The organism is Bartonella vinsonii subsp. vinsonii, assembly GCF_902825235.1.
Lineage (GTDB): Bacteria > Pseudomonadota > Alphaproteobacteria > Rhizobiales > Rhizobiaceae > Bartonella > Bartonella vinsonii.
The window spans coordinates 21,712-36,332 of the sequence record NZ_CADEAJ010000006.1 but is presented as its reverse complement, the minus strand read 5'-3'; the positions used below and the strand labels follow the sequence as shown (position 1 = coordinate 36,332).

12 protein-coding genes and 1 pseudogene are annotated in these 14,621 nt (G+C 38.0%); 6 read left to right on the top strand and 7 right to left on the bottom strand.

The annotated features are described in order from the left end of the window. The first annotated feature begins 10 nt into the window (after positions 1–10). The 4 genes from uvrA to J7R12_RS05615 all read left to right on the top strand — a co-directional run bounded on the left by uvrA (position 11) and on the right by J7R12_RS05615 (position 5,715). Positions 11–2,923: an excinuclease ABC subunit UvrA gene (gene uvrA / locus J7R12_RS05630; protein ID WP_126603482.1), complete on the top strand. Its 2,913-nt coding sequence runs from the start codon at positions 11–13 to the stop codon at positions 2,921–2,923. Positions 2,924–3,202: 279 nt separating this feature from the next. Then, positions 3,203–3,541 carry a P-II family nitrogen regulator gene (locus J7R12_RS05625; RefSeq protein ID WP_004861944.1) on the top strand — a complete coding sequence of 113 codons (339 nt, stop codon included), beginning with the start codon at positions 3,203–3,205 and terminating at the stop codon, positions 3,539–3,541. 61 nt (positions 3,542–3,602) lie between these two features. Then, positions 3,603–5,012 (top strand): type I glutamate--ammonia ligase, encoded by a 1,410-nt coding sequence (gene glnA / locus J7R12_RS05620; RefSeq protein WP_126603483.1) that lies wholly within the window; start codon positions 3,603–3,605, stop codon positions 5,010–5,012. Positions 5,013–5,169: 157 nt separating this feature from the next. Next, a complete protein-coding gene (locus J7R12_RS05615) occupies positions 5,170–5,715 on the top strand; it encodes a hypothetical protein (RefSeq protein ID WP_126603484.1) in 546 nt (181 codons plus the stop codon). Positions 5,716–5,755: 40 nt separating this feature from the next. Here J7R12_RS05615 and J7R12_RS05610 read toward each other — a convergent pair whose 3' ends face one another. The 6 genes from J7R12_RS05610 to J7R12_RS08970 form a co-directional block, all read right to left on the bottom strand. Continuing rightward, positions 5,756–6,538: an ATP12 family chaperone protein gene (locus tag J7R12_RS05610; protein ID WP_126603485.1), complete on the bottom strand. Its 783-nt coding sequence runs from the start codon at positions 6,536–6,538 to the stop codon at positions 5,756–5,758. A 390-nt stretch (positions 6,539–6,928) separates the two neighbouring features. After that, positions 6,929–8,194, bottom strand: a complete 1,266-nt coding sequence (locus J7R12_RS05605; RefSeq protein ID WP_126603486.1) for an ATP-grasp domain-containing protein — start codon at positions 8,192–8,194, stop codon at positions 6,929–6,931. Positions 8,195–8,206: 12 nt separating this feature from the next. Further along, the gene (locus J7R12_RS05600; protein ID WP_126603487.1) at positions 8,207–9,139 is read right to left on the bottom strand and encodes a DMT family transporter; all 933 of its coding nucleotides are present in this window, start codon (positions 9,137–9,139) and stop codon (positions 8,207–8,209) included. Then, positions 9,136–10,089 carry a DUF6421 family protein gene (locus J7R12_RS05595; RefSeq protein WP_234924842.1) on the bottom strand — a complete coding sequence of 318 codons (954 nt, stop codon included), beginning with the start codon at positions 10,087–10,089 and terminating at the stop codon, positions 9,136–9,138. The genes J7R12_RS05600 and J7R12_RS05595 overlap by 4 nt, the downstream gene beginning before the upstream one ends. After that, on the bottom strand, positions 10,041–10,340 hold the full coding sequence (locus J7R12_RS08975) for a hypothetical protein (RefSeq protein ID WP_234924841.1): 300 nt from the start codon (positions 10,338–10,340) through the stop codon (positions 10,041–10,043). The genes J7R12_RS05595 and J7R12_RS08975 overlap by 49 nt, the downstream gene beginning before the upstream one ends. After that, a complete protein-coding gene (locus J7R12_RS08970; RefSeq protein ID WP_234924840.1) occupies positions 10,327–10,887 on the bottom strand; it encodes a prephenate dehydratase domain-containing protein in 561 nt (186 codons plus the stop codon). Before J7R12_RS08970 ends, J7R12_RS08975 begins: the two co-directional genes overlap by 14 nt. A gap of 169 nt (positions 10,888–11,056) precedes the next feature. Between J7R12_RS08970 and tnpA the strand changes: the two genes are divergently transcribed. After that, a complete protein-coding gene (gene tnpA, locus J7R12_RS05585) occupies positions 11,057–11,332 on the top strand; it encodes an IS200/IS605 family transposase (RefSeq protein WP_126603488.1) in 276 nt (91 codons plus the stop codon). A gap of 226 nt (positions 11,333–11,558) precedes the next feature. Here the strand turns inward: tnpA and J7R12_RS05580 are convergent, their stop codons facing one another. After that, entirely contained in the window at positions 11,559–12,542 is a 984-nt protein-coding gene (locus tag J7R12_RS05580) for an RluA family pseudouridine synthase (RefSeq protein ID WP_126603489.1), read from the bottom strand. A gap of 204 nt (positions 12,543–12,746) precedes the next feature. On the opposite strand from J7R12_RS05580, the pseudogene J7R12_RS05575 reads away from it, so the two are divergent. Next, positions 12,747–14,536: pseudogene (locus J7R12_RS05575) on the top strand (glucan ABC transporter ATP-binding protein/ permease). Positions 14,537–14,621 lie beyond the last annotated feature (85 nt).

Sequence of the window (14,621 nt, the reverse complement as noted above, 5' to 3'; positions counted from 1 at the left end):
AGGATAAAATATGGCTCATCAAAAATACATATCCATTCGCGGTGCACGTGAACATAACCTTAAAAATATTGATCTTGATCTCCCTCGTGACAAGCTGATTGTTATCACAGGACTTTCTGGATCAGGGAAATCATCTTTAGCTTTTGATACGATTTACGCCGAAGGTCAACGCCGCTATGTTGAAAGCCTTTCTGCCTACGCACGTCAATTTTTGGAAGTCATGCAAAAACCAGACGTCGACCGAATAGATGGTCTTTCTCCAGCGATATCTATTGAACAAAAAACAACAAGCCGTAATCCTCGTTCAACAGTAGGAACTGTTACTGAAATTCATGATTATATGCGTCTTCTCTTTGCACGTATTGGTGTCCCCCATTCTCCAGCTACGGGACTTCCTATTGAAAGCCAGACGGTAAGCCAAATGGTTGATCAAATTATGTCCTTACCAGAAGGTACGCGGATTTTCATTATGGCGCCTCTTGTCCGAGGACGAAAGGGAGAATATAAAAAAGAGCTTATGGAGCTTTTAAAAAAAGGATTTCAGCGCGCCAAAGTTGATGGAACATTCTATGAAATTCCTGATATTCCGCCTCTTGATAAAAAATATAAACATGACATAGATGTCGTGGTGGACCGCATTATTGTCCATAGTGACATTACCTCTCGCCTAGCGGATAGTATAGAGACCTGTCTACGGTTAGCAAATGGGCTTGCAGTTGCTGAAATGGCTGACCAACCCTTAGCACAAAAAGAAACCACAAAAGAGTCTGCTCATAAATCGAAAAATGAAACACACAAACGGCTTATCTTTTCAGAAAAATTTTCCTGCCCCATAACTGGATTTTCTATCCCTGAAATTGAACCGCGCCTCTTTTCATTCAATAATCCTTTTGGCGCTTGTCCTCTTTGCGACGGACTTGGCATTAAAAAGGCTGTAGACCCGATAAAAATCGTGCCAAATAAAAATCTTACTTTAAAGGATGGTGCAATTGCTCCTTGGTCTAAAGTATCTTCACTCTATTATAGCCAAACCTTAGAAGCATTGGGTAAAGTTTTCGAATTTAAACTGACGGATAAATGGTGTGTCCTTTCAAATGAAGCACAACACGCTATTCTCTATGGTACAAAAAGCAAAGAAATCCCTGTTATTTATAAAAATGATTCCGGTTCGCATAAAACGACTCAATCTTTTGAAGGAATCATCCCCAATATGGAGAGAAGATGGAAAGAAACCGATTCTACGTGGTCACGTGAAGAAATTGAGCGTTATATGTCTTCCACACCCTGTCCAGCTTGTCATGGGTATCGCTTAAAACCAGAGGCGCTCGCTGTCAAAATCCATGGAATGCATATTGGACAAATATCAGAACTTTCTATCCTAAAAGCAGATGATTGGTTTGCCAATATTCACCAATATCTCACTGAAAAACAACAAAACATCTCAGTACGTATCTTAAAAGAAATTCGTGAACGCCTCGCTTTTTTAAATCATGTAGGACTCGAATATCTCACCTTATCTCGAAGTTCAAGCACCCTTTCAGGAGGAGAAAGCCAACGTATTCGGTTAGCCTCTCAAATTGGTTCTGGTCTTACAGGAGTCCTTTATATTTTAGATGAGCCGTCTATTGGTTTACACCAACGCGATAATGAACGCCTTCTGAAAATGCTGCACCATCTGCGTAATCTTGGCAATACCGTTATTGTTGTGGAACATGATGAAGATGCTATCCTTACTGCAGACCATGTAGTCGATATGGGCCCTGCTGCAGGCGTTCATGGGGGAGAAATCATAGCACAAGGTACTCCGCAAGAAATTATAGAAAACGCATCCTCTCTCACAGGCCAATACCTTTCGGGGAAAATGGCTGTTCCAGTACCTGCTCAACGACGCAAAATATCAAAATCAAAAACACTGAAAGTTATTGGTGCACGAGGCAATAACCTCAAAAATATTAGTGCAAATATCCCTCTTGGAACCTTTACATGCATCACGGGCGTTTCAGGCGGCGGAAAATCAACATTCCTCATTGAAACTCTTTTCAAAGCTGCATCACACTCTATCATGGGGAGTCATCATAGCCCCGCAAGCTATGACAAAATTGAAGGATTAGAGTTTCTTGATAAAGTCATTGATATCAACCAAGCGCCTATTGGACGCACCCCACGCTCCAACCCAGCAACCTATACAGGTGCATTTACCCCAATTCGTGAGTGGTTTGCTGAACTTCCAGAATCAAAAGCGCGTGGCTATCAAGCAGGACGCTTTTCATTCAATGTTAAGGGAGGACGCTGTGAAGCATGTCAAGGAGATGGGGTCATCAAAATTGAAATGCACTTTTTACCTGATGTTTACGTTACTTGTGATGTTTGCCAAGGAAAACGCTATAATAGAGAAACGTTGGAAGTAAAATTTAAAGAGAAGTCCATCGCCGATATTTTGGATATGACAATCGAAAAAGCTGAGGAATTTTTCCAAGCTGTTCCCACCATCCACAACAAAATGAAGACTCTTATTAAAGTTGGACTTGGCTATATCAAAGTAGGACAACAAGCCACAACACTTTCCGGTGGTGAAGCCCAACGTGTAAAACTTGCCAAAGAACTTTCACGCAAAACAACAGGTCGTACACTCTATATTTTGGATGAACCAACAACAGGTTTGCATTTCCATGATATTTCTAAACTCCTTGAAGTGCTGCATGAACTCGTCGAGCAAGGCAATACGGTTGTCGTCATAGAACATAATCTTGAAGTTATAAAAACAGCCGACTGGATTATTGATTTAGGACCAGAAGGTGGAGATCGTGGTGGTGAAATCGTGGCGGTTGGACGTCCTGAAGATATTATTCAAGTTTCCTCTTCCTATACGGGAAAATTTCTGAAAGAAATTTTACTGCGCCGCCCTTTACATAATTCTTCCTAAAGCAGAATATAAAATTGGTATAGCGCAATAAGAAAAATAGCCCTTATTCCCAAATATCCCTTGTTCATTGTATTATTTTTTATTTTAAAAAAAACTTATAGGATTTTCCTCAAAGAACAACAGCATTTCATTTTATGCTATAAGAGGAGCGTTGCAAAAAATATTGAATCATATAATTTTTGACTTTTTGTGCACAAAGTATCTGTTGGACTTCTCTCTGTTGTCAATATAATGTGATGCAGTCTAGAAGGACAAAATAACGTTGGAGATAATTTCAGCATGAAAAAAGTTGAAGCCATTATAAAACCTTTCAAACTTGATGAAGTGAAAGAAGCGCTTCAAAAAATTGGATTACATGGTATTACAGTAACAGAAGCCAAAGGTTTCGGCCGACAAAAAGAGCATACAGAACTTTATCGCGGTGCTAAATATGTTGTCGATTTTCTACCTAAAGTAAAGATTGAAATTGTTGTTGCCGATGAAAAGTTGGAACAAACCGTTGATGCAATACGTAAAGCGGCTCAAACAAAGCATATTGGAGATGGAAAAATATTTGTTTTTTCCATTGATGATGCCATTCGTATCGACACTGATGAATCCGGAATTGATGCCCTTTAATAAATAATAACAAAATTTTTATCTCTTTTATCCCCCTCAATCCCACATAAGGAAATTGAATATGACAACCGCATCAGATATTATCAAACAGATTGCAGATAACGAAATCCGTTTTGTCGATTTGCGTTTTACCGATCCACGAGGAAAATTGCATCACGTCACAATGGATATCGCAGAAATCAGTGAAGATACATTTAGCGATGGTGTTATGTTTGATGGTTCTTCAATTTCTGGATGGAAAACAATCAATGAATCTGACATGGTTTTAATGCCAGATCCAGAAACAGCACATATAGATCCTTTTTTTGCTCAATCTACTTTGGTTATCTTTTGTAATGTGCTCGATCCTGTCTCTGGAGAATTTTATCGCAGAGATCCTCGTTCTATTGCCAAGAGAGCTGAAGTCTATATGAAATCTCTAGGTATCGGAGATACAATCAATGTAGGTCCAGAAGCAGAGTTTTTTATCTTTGATGATGTACGCTATAAGACAGATCCTTACAACACAGGATTTAGGCTCGATTCAAGTGAATTACCCTCCAATGATGATACGGAATATGAGACGGGCAATCTTGGCCATCGCCCACGAATGAAGGGAGGGTATCTTCCAGTTCCCCCTATAGATTCTTGCCAAGATATGCGCTCCGAAATGCTTACAGCACTCAAAGATATGGGAGTCCGCGTTGAGAAGCATCATCACGAAGTAGCAGCAGGACAGCATGAATTGGGTATTCGCTTCGATACGCTCGTTCGCGAAGCCGACAAAATGCAAATTTTTAAATATGTTGTGCACCAAATAGCCAATAGCTACGGAAAAACAGCAACTTTCATGCCAAAACCGGTCTTTGGTGATAATGGCTCAGGCATGCATGTCCACATGTCTATTTGGAAAGATGGCAAACCAATTTTTGCAGGCAATGAATATGCTGGACTATCAGAAACTTGCTTATTCTTTATAGGTGGTATCATTAAACACGCAAAAGCACTCAACGCCTTTACCAATCCATCAACAAACTCCTATAAACGTTTAGTGCCTGGTTATGAAGCACCTGTCCTTCTTGCTTATTCTGCACGTAATCGTTCTGCATCTTGCCGTATTCCGATGAGTTCTTCGCCAAATTCAAAACGTGTAGAAGTGCGTTTTCCAGACCCAACAGCAAATCCCTATCTAGCATTTGCAGCACTCTTAATGGCTGGTCTTGATGGCATTAAAAATAAAATTCACCCTGGACACGCTATGGATAAAGATCTTTACGATCTTCCCTTAAAAGAACGCAAAGAAATCCCCACAGTCTCAGGAAGTCTGCGTGAAGCACTTGAAGCACTTGATAAAGATCGTAGTTTTCTTAAAGCCGGAGACGTTTTTGATGATGATCAGATTAATTCCTTCATCCAAGTAAAGATGCAAGAAGTTTTGCGCTATGAAACAACGCCCCATCCTGTCGAGTTTGATATGTACTATTCTGTTTAAAGAATAATAGAGCATTCTTTTTGATTTAAAAATGGAGGCGTTAATATCCATTTTTGTGGATATTCTTCTCATCCAAGAGCACAAGTGGCTTTTTGCTTTCGTGCTTTTCCTTTATAAGTTTAGTCGAATCCATTCAGATCAATTTAAAAGGCTTCTAATGCTGAGAATTCGTCTTCTTTTCCCCATTCTTTTATGTATTGCTTTTATTTTATCAATAATTCAAAATTATACAGTTGCAAATCAAAAACCTGTAGACCTTGAAAAAGCAGCTTTTGCTTACAGTAAAGCAATTCAAAATGGCGATGCCAATGCCATCTTAAATGCTATCCCTCCCCAAATCATCAACAGTTTAACTGCCAAAAAAAATCTCAGTAAATCACAATTTCAACAAATCATGAAAAGCCAAATAGAGCGATTGGCAGAAAATTATAAAATTGAGAGCATCCACATCGACCAAAAACAAAAACGTGAAGGAAAACTTGATAATGGTATTCCTTATTTTGTTATACCTGTTGAGTTCATAACGACAACAAATGCTGGAAAAAGGTGTTCTATTCAAACTGAGGTTATTGCTCTTTTTGACAATAATCAGTGGTATTTTATCCGTGGTAATGATGAGACAATCTTAAACATAACCAGTGAGGCATTTCCTGGACTTGAAAAAATAAAAGTTAATCCCCAGAAAATCACAAAAATACTCTGATGAAGAAAAAGATGTACATAAAATAAAAGGGGATTTAACTTTAAAAACAAGTTGTAATGATTGTAGCAGCAGCATTAAATTCAATTTTCTTATAAGCACGGCGCGCTATTGCTTCTTCATCCCTACCCCATTGCTCCATTATCCAATCTTCATCTAAATGGGCAATATTCCAAGCATAATCCGCATTAATTCTCTTAGCAGAAACAGCAAGAGCAATAAGAGCTGATCCTGTTAAAGTTGTCATGACGTGAAGTGCAGCAAGCATATAAGGAGATTCAACTTTACGTAAATAATTGCTTACCGCTTGAATAGCTTCTCGTGGTTGTTCAACGTGTATAAGCCCTTCTGTCAAATGAAAACGTGCACCAATTTTTTCTTCTACCCAACCTAATAAAGGATCCCACTGTTCATATTGTCGCTGTACCAATTCTTTTGGTGTTTGTGCACGATAAAAGATCATATCGCATGCAACAAAACGCAATAAATCTTCAAAAACACTCTGCATATCATCAGCTATGCCATCAATAACAGTGTTAACAAGACGTGTAACCGGCATTTTTGCTGGATCAATAATTTGCTTTTGGCTCTCAAATTCCTCTGCCACGAGCATAGCAAAAGCTTCTGTTGGCACGATAAAAAAGCGTTTTGCTGGGGTTTTCAGTGGACATCCATCCAATAATATAGAAAATCCTCCTTCTTTACACAAAGGTTTCACTTCTCTATAAAATCGTTTGGAAAGTGGCGAGCATGAAAGTTTTTGAGTCTTCTGAACAGAGTGATTTCCATTCAATGGCCTATCAAAATGATTCAAAATTTCACGCATCTTATTAATGTTTACCTCTGATATTTTCAAAAAAACGACTTGTTTTTCAAGATTCTCTGTATTTCAATGAGGTTTAATTTGATCTCCTTCCCCGCCCTAAAGAAGAAAAAATCTTACCAGCATCAATCTGATTTAAGACTATATTTCATGTCTATTTCACAAACAAGATAATGGTGATTCCTTGTTTTTATATTTAACAACAACTGTTAGCATGTTTTTTAAAATATTGGACTTGATTTAAAAACTGAAAGTGTTGAATTTGAAGAAATTTTCCATTCCACCATTGCTGCCCAAAGTGTTTGCGAAATTTTAGAAAACCGCATTGGAGCTCTGTCTGTATCGATGAGATTTATACCCAAGTTAAAGACAAGAGGAAATATATCTATTGAGCTATTGATAAACGTGGCCTTTCCATATGATGCTTAAGGTGTCATCAAGCCATTTATGGTAATCGCGAGCTTCTTCATTTGAGGCATGAACAGAGAAAATAAAACCAGGATATCCACCAAATGCTGGTGGAGGTGGTGAAATATGATCAGTTTCAAAGAAAATGATAGTTCTAGCAGTTAGTGGATGCTGTACAACCTTATCTAAACCTAAAAATCCAGAAAACCTTCCATGACCACGAAGAGGAATAATGTAATTTGCTGCCACTTTTTCAGCTGGGAGTACATCGGGAAGGTCTAAGTTTTGTTCAGCTAAAGCAGCATTCATACATAGTTTTCCAAATGAAATTCCTGTACCTTGCTCCACAATAAAATGGGAAACACCTGAGCCACCTATACGAGCGCCGATCTCAATTACATAAGGTAAGTTATTAGCATCTAAGCGTAGCTCTACATGGGCAGCTCCCATGTTTATACCAAGAGCTTTAACCCCAGAGCATGCAGCCTCACATAAAGCAATAATTAAAGGATCGTCTATATCACGGCGTTGACTATAAATTGTTTCTTCGAACCATGGTCCTTCAGGTTGTCCCTTGTCTCCAACGGCCAAAACGTGCACACCTGCTGCATCGACAAAGCATTCCACAACAAACTCTTTTCCTGGTAAATACTGTTCTACGACTAAACCTACAGATTTATTTTTATAGTTGAAACGTGCCATATCTTTATGCTGAACATTCCATACCGCTTTGATGAGATCAGGAAATTCTTCAGAATTTTTAGCTAACATTACACCTATACTACCAGCTCCAGAAACAGGTTTAATGACTAACGGCCAGCCTAAAGTATGGGCTTGTGATAAATCTTCTGGATTATCTATATAAAAAAATCTTGGTGTTCTCAGCCCTGCTTTAGCAAAAGCTTGACGCATGAGATATTTGTTTCGGGTTAATGCCGCTACTTCTGGCTCAATACTAGGAGTATTGATTTTTTTTGCAGCTAAAGCTGTCCATATGATGGCTTCTTCGCAAAGGGTCATAACCCCACCAATATTGCGTTCTTTCACTCCGGCTGCAAAAGCGTCTAGAGCTAACTCTGGATGATCAAAAACAGGAAGTTGCCAAGTTGAAGTTACTGCCGCTGGTAGCTGAATAGGCGCAGTTTCAGCGATATCATAAATCATTACTAATTCGATGTTAGCTGCTTTCGCAGCTTCAAATATAAAAGGTAGTTTTGCATTGCGTTGACAAACTAACGCCAATTTTTTCATTTTATTTTTTCCTTATAATTGAGAATTTTTGGAACGGTGTTTCAGTTGCCATCCAGATACTTTTGATGCGTCTATAAATAAAAGTATCATCCCTATAACAACTACAATCATAGCAATTATTTTGATAGCACTTAAAGAAGTGCTAGAGCCGATTATCCATTCACATGCTACGACTGCAAAAGGAGCTAAGACGCCGATAGTATTGGCGTATAATACGCCTCCTTCGGCTAAAACTTTTTGGTACAATACGTAGCCTGGTGACGATAAAAAAGCTCCTAAAATCAATATCTTAAATATGTCTTCTAACTTAAGATGTAAGAGTGGAGCAGAATCAAAAATGAATAATGGTATAAATGATGCTGCAGAAATTGTAGTAATCCAAGCCAGTGCGGTGAATAAAGGTAAATTTTTAAGATAATGTTTAGACAACAAGCCATAAAGAGAGTAAGAAAGTGCTGCTGTTAAAGCAAGACCTATCCCTATCAGGTTATAATATCCACCCTCTATACTGTTTATATTGAAGGCTACAGCTGCTACACTAACAATTATCACACCGCTAAACTTCAGCCATGAGAACTCAAGTCCATTAGTCAGCGCACCCAATATATAGGTAATACCTAGAATAGTAGCAAGCGCCATAGTTAAATCACTGGCTTTGAGCGACTTTAAAGCGCCGAAGCTGCATACAAAATACAGCGAAAATCCTAACACTGATAGAATTAAAAAAGAAGGTATCATGGCAAGCAATGGTAATGATCTTACAACAGTTTTCTCACGAAATATTGCGATCAACCATAAGGCCGCCGCAGTAGCACATAACCTAAGTCCAACTGCATGCATTACCGGTATACTGCTAACCAAATTCTTAGATAATAACCAACTTATGGAAAACAACGCTAGAATAGCAAAAGTAAATAATAATAACCGTCCTTTTAAAAAACTCAATGATTTAATCCTCCAATCACTCGCCGCGCATAATATGATGTTGAAAAATTAAATCGTGACTTTGGAGTTTTCGGTTTCCCAAGGTTATTTTGGATATAATCTTTAGCACCTGCTAAATAAGCGTCATCATCCAATGCTTCAAGTGCTTCTATATCTACGATTATCAATGATATTACTTGCTTAAGACGCTCCAAATCAAATTGAAGATAACCTCGCCCCGTTTCAATCAATGCTTTGTTACGCATCAATATTTCAAAAAGTAAGATACCTGTACCAGCATCAAACGTCATATACTGATCAGAACCTTTTGGATAACGAAATATGCGTTCTAATAGGACAAACTCAGATATTTCTTTCCAAAACTTTGGATGATTTTGTAGCATAATACGCACTGTAATTAAATCCACTTTAGTTTCTTCTAGAAGGCCTGCAAACCAATTTAATTTTATATACAGATTCTTATCTAATGGCCGCGGTCCAGTATGATGTGCATAGTCATGATAATAGCCCCACAAACAACGAACATCATAAACGTCATCTTTAGATAAATTACGACTACTCAATTGGCCGAATAAGAATTTACTATCTCGACCGAGCAAACGTTCAGCTTCCACGATTGTCTGCTCATTGTAAATATCAAAGAATTTGCTGAAAAAAAACAAAGCAAATGCTTGCTTATCAATTTTCTGAGCAGTAGCCACAGATTCTGGAAATAGAACAAGACAATTTCCCTCTAAAAATCCCCTTGATGCTATTCCCATTTTTATACATTGAAACGGTGATACATAATTATTTGTATATTCTGAGGCGTCTGCAAGATAGGGTGTTTCATGACGGTAGCCTGTAACTAGTTCTAGCCGAAATCCTTCTGGATCAGGCCCATTAGTAGCACGCATTGGAGCTAAGAAAAATAAAGAGGAATCTGGTAATGGCGCTTTGAATGCGGCCAAAGTGTTATCAAATTTTGGGGGGTATTTAAACCGCTGAGCATCCACTGATTAAAATCATCAGAAGTGGTAGCTAAAAGCTCCGGAGATAATCCGTCAATAATATCTGCATGATGGTTCAACAGAGTGATCAATTCATTGATCATATCACTATCTGCAAAAGTTGGCTCTTTAATACGACCATCTCGTTCTTGGCGTACACGAAGTTTGTCAACTAGGTTAACAATAGAAAGAAGTGCTTCAGATTGCTTCATGATGAGCTGACTTTAGCGAATGGAGCAAGAAGGCCATTGGCACTTGCCCAAAATTTTTGACAATATTCAGCTCGTAGCGCTTTGCAGCAACCAACGTCGTGATACAAGCATCTGCTCTTTCAGCTTTACAAAGAACCGCTGCGTCAGCATTGCTGTTGGCAAATATTTTGTCATATTGATGAGCTACCAGAGATTGCGGAGCAGAATGAGTAGCTACAGTTTTAATTTCATCAGAGTTATTGCGTTTAGCTAAAACCATAGGGTGGGTAGGCATGATAAAGCTATCAAATAATTGCAGATCATCTAAACGGGTGAATATGAGTGTATGTAAATCGGGGTAAGCAGCACAACTCAGGAGATAATCATCTTTTTTCTGAGCAAGTTCATTAAAGGCTTCTTCAAGAGTTGCATATAAGATAATACGCGATTTTGAATCAGTGGAAGAGAGATTTTGATTATGATTGTCAAACCACCATTGAGCCGCAGCTGCACAGTTAGTATCCGCAGGGCCAAGTGTACAGATAAAAGTACCATTTTCAGGTTGCATGATCTCTATTCTTTACAATTATGTGACTAGATTACTGAAATATGTAGAATAGAATCAAGCATAATGAATCGAATTTCTACTCCTAGTAGTACTTCAAATGAGTATTTTAAGCAATATATGTGAATGCAAATTTAAAGTATAATTCGGCCCTAACAAAAAGTATAAAAAATTGAGACTATGTTTTCCTATTTTGAGGGAACCTTTATTTCCGTTAGCTCATTATATTAATCAAATTAAATACTCACCTAAAGTTGTAATATCTACATTCGTCAACAGCTTAAAAGGTGTTTCTAGCAGAATGCTAAAGCAGAAAAAACGCTTATCACTAAAAAAGTTATGGAGCAATAACCTTTGGTCACCATCCTACTTTTCTAATAGCTGTAGGAGCGCCCCAATTGATATTATTCGTCAATATATCCAACAACAAAACACACCTGATGTATGAAATTATATGTTTATATCCCCTAAACAACGATGTTTTACGACATAATAGAATGAAGAAACTGTGAAAAAGGATTTGTAAATGATATTCGGGAATTTATAATTAAAAATACAAGTTCTAAATAACAGTAATTTACCAAAAGCTCTTTTCATAAAATATGCTATATCCTCTTCAATCTTTATACAAAATTTGCACAAAACAAAAAGAACAAACTGTAAAAATTTTTCTCTTATTCTGTCTCACCATCATTCTCATTAAAAGCCAAAAGATTAAAACTTTGTACCATATGAGGTGGTAAAGGCGCGACAATATCCAATATCCCTCCCGCAGGATGAGGAATACGAATACGACGTGCGTGAAGGTGAAGACGATTTTGCATTCCCCCCAGTAACTTCCAATTGCTATCAGAAAAAAAATATTTCGAATCTCCAATGATAGGATGATCTATATGAGCAGCATGTACACGTAGCTGATGTGTTCTACCCGTATAAGGTTCCATTTCAAGCCATGAAAGTGTTCTCCCTCTTGTCTCTAAAACGCGATAGTAAGAAACCGCATGGCTAGAATCTGGTTCCCCATGTTCACAAACACGCATTTTCTCACCTTGCGCAGTGGTTTCCTTAACCATCCATGTTGAAATTTTGTCCTGATTTTTTTTAGGGACTCCCCGCACCAATGCCCAATAAGTCTTTTTCGTTTCCCGCGTTCTAAAAGCAGCCGTTAAAGCCTGTGCAGCCCCTCTTGACCGCGCAACAATAAGCACACCCGATGTTTCACGATCAAGACGATGAACCAAACGTGGTTTTTCCCCTTTTTTATTGCGCCATACCTCAAGCATAGCATCCACATGGCGCGTCAAGCCAGAGCCTCCTTGTACAGCTAATCCCGCAGGTTTGTTAAAAACAAAAACTTTCGCATCTTCATAAAGCAACATTTTTTTTAAAACGGTCCCATCATCCTGTCCACGAAGTGTCTTATCCGTTACAAGAAAACTTTCCTTATCATCAACAGGTAAAGGCGGCACACGAACAGATTGCCCTATGAGAAGACGCGTATCAGCTTTAACACGCCTACCATCAACCCGTATTTGACCAGAACGCAGCAATTTTTGTAAATATCCAAATCCAAGTCCTGCATAATGCACTTTAAACCAGCGATCTAAGCGCATACCATTTTCATCTGACTCAATCTTTTTTATTTCTACGCCTGCCATAAGAGTTTCCTAGCTAATATAATTTTATTTACCAATTTTGCACCCTATCTTTATAAATACAAAAATCTACTGAGGGCTTTATCACACCATATTACAATAAGTATCCAAAATTGCATTTTCTTACTGTTCAAATTTTATGAGCTCAAAGTGTAACGATTACAAATCGTAACCTTTACGCTTGCAAGCTAATGGAGATAATTATCTGTGTCCTTATTCAAAACATATGCTCGTGTTCTTAACTATCTAAACAAAGAAAAAAAGATATCTATTTTAATCTGTACTGCTAATGTTATATTGGCTATTATTACCATTGCAGAACCTATTTTATTCGGACGCGTCATTGACTCCATCGCAGAAAAATTAGCTATTATCCCTATCCTTACGATTTGGGTAAGCTTTGGTATTTCTTATATTATTGCTTATATTCTTGTTGCCCGCAGTGTTGATCGCTTAGCACAGAGACGCCGCTTAGCTGTTTTAACTGAATCCCTTTGAGCGTACCATCGCCATGCCCCTCATTTGGCATCAACAGCGTGGAACATCTAATGCTCTTCATATACTTTTGCGCGCTGTAGATTCTATGTCAACCATATGGCTTGATTTTATGCGTCAACATCTTTCAACTCTTGTTGCGTTACTCGTTCTCATTCCTACAGCCTTTAACATGAATTGGCGTCTTTCAATAGTCTTGGTTGTACTTGCCATCATCTATGTATTGATTGCACGTTTAGTCATGCGTAAAACAAAAGACGGACAAGCTGCTGTAGAATGCTATTATCATAATGTTTTTAAACATATTAGCGATTCAATCTCCAACGTTTCCATTGTATAAAGTTATAACCGAATAAAAGAAGAAACTTCCATATTACATCAACATACAAACAATCTTCTTAAAGCACAAAACCCTGTTTTCAATTGGTGGGCTCTTGCCAGCGGCTTAAACCGAATAACCTCAACTATTTCAATGGTTTGTGTCCTTCTTCTTGGAGCTTTTTTTGTAGCAAAAGGTCAATTACGTGTAGGTGAAGTTGTTGCTTTTGTCGGATTTGCACAATTAATGATCAGCCGTTTAGATCAAATGAGCAATTTTATTAATTTAACCGTATCCTCACAAGCAAAATTACAAGAATTTTTTGCAATGGAAAACTCAACCTTTCATATTAACAAACCTGAAAATCTCCCTTCTCTCCAAAATGTTAAGGGAGCAGTAGAATTTCATCATGTTACCTATAAATTCCCAAATTCTTCTCAAGGCATCTTTGATATTTCATTTGAAGTGAAAACAGGACAAACTGTTGCGATTATAGGACCAACAGGTGCTGGAAAAACAACATTAATCAATTTGTTGCAGCGTGTATATGACCCAATATTTGGACATATCTCTATCGACAGAATAAATATACGCTCTGTTAATCGAGAATCCTTACGCAAATCTTTAGCGACAATGTTTCAAGACGCAAGCCTTTTCAACCACAGTATTTACAACAATATCTCAATAGGAAGAGCAAACGCAACAGATGAGGAACCTCTATGAAGCAGCAAAAACAGCTACCGCCCATAATTTTATTCTGAAAAAAACTGATCGTTACGACACAATGGTTGGTGAGCGAGGAACCCAATTGTCAGGTGGCGAAAGGCAACGATTAGCAATCGCGCGTGCTGTTTTAAAAAATGCACCCATTCTTATTTTAGACGAAGCAACAAGCGCTCTTGATGTTGAAACAGAAGCGCACGTAAAAGATGCTCTTGATTGCATAAGTCATAACCGCACCACTTTTATTATAGCACATCGCCTTTCAACAATCCGCAATGCTGATGTTGTGCTGTTTCTAGAACATGGTCACTTAATTGAAAAAGGAAGCTTTCAAGAATTGATCGATAAAGGTGTCCGCTTTTATCAATTCTTACAAACTGGTAGTTCACCATTCAATCAATCACCGATAAAAGAAGATGATTACAATGTAATTCCCTTGCACGAAGCTATGGCATCATAGAATGAACTCTCCTTCTTTTAGTAAACATCCCGTTTCAACTAAAAAACTCTTCTCTAGAGAGAGACGCTGAGAAATACAAAGAAGA